Below are 3,418 nucleotides of genomic sequence, written 5' to 3' on the forward strand. Positions count from 1 at the left end.
TCCTATCCCTGTTACTTCCTAATTCCTTTTTAGTGGGGGAGTGTGAACAGTTACTCAAGATGCTATCTCCGCTATTAGTGGTGTAGTTGGTAGTGCTGTTACCCAAACTTCTGATAAACAGGATATGAATATCCAAGATGTTCTCCGCATGGATCACAATAAGGTAAATACCTTGTTTACAGAAATTCTAAAAAGCAAAGATGCTCAAAAAATTCAAGAATACTTTGGGCAACTTTATAAAGATTTGAGTGTCCATTCAGATGCAGAAGAAGAAGTTCTTTATCCACGAGTCCGTCCTTTTTATGGTGATGCTAATACCCAAAAATTGTATGACGAACAGGCTAAGATGCGAACTGTCTTGGCTCAACTGCAAAATATAAGTCCGGCTTCTGCTGAATTTAAAGAACAAATCAGACTCTTAATGGATGATGTCATGGATCATGTCCGTCAAGAAGAAAACACAATGTTTGCGGCTATTCGTAACAACATGAGTACCCAAGAAAGTGAAGAATTAGCTTCACAATTTAAAGCTGCTAAAAGCAGAATTCAACAACAAATTGAAGGGACTAAAACACAAGCTCAACGAGTTTAAATTAAATTAGGTTCCGCCTTCTAATTTAAGACTTAGATATACATTGCAAGACTAAGATCCCCGACTTCTCTAAGAAGTCGGGGATCTAATTGTTCATAACTAATTTAGGATTGCTACAGGTATACACAAAACTAATTAATTTTGATGAAGATTCCACCAGTTTTCAGCCTGTTGATGGATAGATTGCAATTCTTCTGAAGACATTTTATCTAAATGTTTTAAAATTAAACTCATTCGTCCTTGAGTTTGGAGTTTTTCTCTGTGTCTGTCCAGAAAATCCCAATAGAAGAAATTGAATGGACAGGCATTTTCACCTATCCGTTTTTTATGACTATAAACACAACTTTTACAATAGTCACTCATCTTATTTATATAGTTAGCAGAAGCAGCATAAGGTTTAGATGCTAATACTCCTCCATCTGCAAATAAACCCATACCAATAACATTAGTTTGCATCACCCAGTCATAAGCATCAATAAATGCTGCATGAAACCAATTTTCTACAGCTTGGGGTGAAATTCCCGCAATTAAAGCAAAGTTACTCAATACCATTAACCGCTGGATATGATGAGCGTAACCTGTACTTTTAATCTGGGTGATAATTTGGTGTAAACAATTCATTTTTGTTGCACCTGTCCAGAAAAATTCTGGTAATGCTTGAGTGTGAATAAACCAATTTTTTTCGGCATATTCTGGATCTACAAAATGATAGATACCATACATATATTCTCGCCAACCCAATACTTGACGAATAAAACCTTCCACACTATTTAAAGGTAGTTGGTGTTGTTTATATGCAGTTTCAGCAGATTGAATTACTTCCAATGGTTGGAGTAAGCCAATATTCAAATAAGGAGAAATTAATGCGTGCCACATTGTCTGTTCTCCGGTAATCATCGCATCTTGATAAGTACCGAAATCTGACAAACGATGTTGAATAAACCAGTCTAATACCTGAAGTGCTTGTTGACGATTTACTCCCCAAGAAAAAGGTTCTATTTCTCCATAAGTTAAAGGAGAAAGAGAGTTAACTTTGTCTATAACCTCAAGAGTAATTGCGTCTGGTGCAAACCACTTTGCTGGAGGTGGATGTATTTTACCTTTAGGTGGCTGACGATTTTCTTTATCTAAATTCCACTGTCCTCCAATTGGTTGTTTGTCCGCCATTAAAATTTGAAACCGTCGTCTTCCTTCTCGATAAAAATCTTCCATTAATAGGCGTTTACGATTTTTAGCCCAATTGGTAAATTCTTCTGTAGTCCATAAAAATTGATTGTTAGGAATTAAGGTGATTGGACAAGGTAATTGTAAATTTTGAATTATTTGGATGAATGGTTGATTATTGGGTGTCATTAACCGCAATTCGGTAATTTGATTAACTCGAATCCATTCTTGGAGTGATGTTTGAAAATCTGTGGCTATTTTGTATGTGACTGCATATTGTAGTTGTGCTAATTCGTCCGCAAAATGGCGCATTGCTGACCAAATTAACACTAATTTTTGGCGATGATATGGTCTAATTTGGATATGATCTAATGATTCGATGAAAATTACAGGTGTATTTGTTTGATAATTACAGCTTTTTAATGCTGATTGTTGCAAGGAAAGTTGATCGCCTAATATCCAAATTCCAATCATAGATATTTTATATTTTATGTGAATTTAAGTTTTTTGATTTTGGGATTTGAATCTCCCGGCAATAAATTCTCTCTTTTCTAAATGTTTGGTTTGACGTTTGGTAACTCTTTCTCTCCACATTTTGAAACTAGATGATTTCATTTCCCTTCTCATGAGGGCAATTACTTGTTTTTCTAAAAGTCCAAATTGTTTTTCTATGACATCAAATGGGGTTCTATCTTCCCACGCCATTTCGATGATCCGATCTATGGTTTCCGTGTTTAAGTCAGGTAGTTTCATACTTTGAGAATTTGAATAAAAGTGCTACGATTATAAATCTATATTGATTATACGATCACAATTCTCTTTTCTCTTGTTTTCTATAAAGAGGTAGAACTTCTAAGATAACATTCCCAGTTTGGAGACTGGGAACGAGAAAACGAAAGAATAGATACAGATTATGCTTCATAAATCGCCTGAATGCTCTAAAATAAGAGTAGGTACAAAAAACTCTGTACTGTCCTCCAGTCGCTTCATCCTTATTGCTTATGAATTTCTCGTCAGCACGACAGTATTTTTACCAAGAGATTCAACAACCTGACGAGGATATAAATCTCGCAAAGGCATCTTTATATATCGCCCAGGAAGAGTATCCAGATATTGATACTGAAGAATATTTAAATGCTCTTGATGTAATGGCAATGGAGTTAGAGGAACGTTTGCCTTCCTTTCGTTATCCTCTACGGGTTATTCAAAGTATTAATCAATATTTATACGAGGAATTGGGCTTCGATGGTAATAAAATTGATTATTATGACCCCCGAAATAGTTTTTTAAATGATGTCATTGAACGGAAAACTGGTATTCCGATTAGTTTGGCATTGGTTTATATGGAGGTAGCCAAACGGATTGATTTTCCGATGGTTGGGGTGGGAATGCCGGGGCATTTTTTGATTCGTCCAGATGTGGAAGGTATAGAGATTTTTGTGGATGCTTTTAATGGTGGTGAGGTGATGTTTCCCTGACAGGAGGACAAGATAGCTAGAAGGTAGATAGAGCAAGCTCCATAGCTCTTTGCCCTTTGATGTAATCCTTCAACCGATAGCGGCTAAATTGCATTAGTTCTTCTATACTTTTTTGGAACATTTGATGTACCCCAAGCCAATAATAGAGATGTTGACCTACATAAAAACTGCTGTGTCTGCGTTG

2 protein-coding genes and 2 pseudogenes are annotated in these 3,418 nt (G+C 36.0%); 2 read left to right on the forward strand and 2 right to left on the reverse strand.

The annotated features are described in order from the left end of the window. Window positions 1-55: 55 nt before the first annotated feature. A pseudogene (locus FJR05_RS20510) lies at window positions 56-592 on the forward strand (hemerythrin domain-containing protein); the annotation flags it as partial. 135 nt (window positions 593-727) lie between these two features. On the opposite strand, the gene FJR05_RS20515 reads toward FJR05_RS20510, so the two are convergent. Both FJR05_RS20515 and FJR05_RS20520 read right to left on the reverse strand, forming a co-directional pair. Next, complete coding sequence (locus FJR05_RS20515) at window positions 728-2,230, reverse strand: cryptochrome/photolyase family protein (RefSeq protein ID WP_168645831.1); 1,503 nt, start codon at window positions 2,228-2,230, stop codon at window positions 728-730. Between the two features lie 24 nt (window positions 2,231-2,254). Continuing rightward, on the reverse strand, window positions 2,255-2,509 hold the full coding sequence (locus tag FJR05_RS20520) for a TIGR03643 family protein (RefSeq protein WP_168645832.1): 255 nt from the start codon (window positions 2,507-2,509) through the stop codon (window positions 2,255-2,257). Between the two features lie 248 nt (window positions 2,510-2,757). Between FJR05_RS20520 and FJR05_RS20525 the strand changes: the two are divergent. After that, window positions 2,758-3,231 (forward strand): annotated as a pseudogene (locus FJR05_RS20525) (SirB1 family protein); the annotation flags it as partial. Window positions 3,232-3,418: the final 187 nt, after the last annotated feature.

Source organism: Dolichospermum sp. UHCC 0259 (genome assembly GCF_009711935.1).
GTDB lineage: Bacteria > Cyanobacteriota > Cyanobacteriia > Cyanobacteriales > Nostocaceae > Dolichospermum.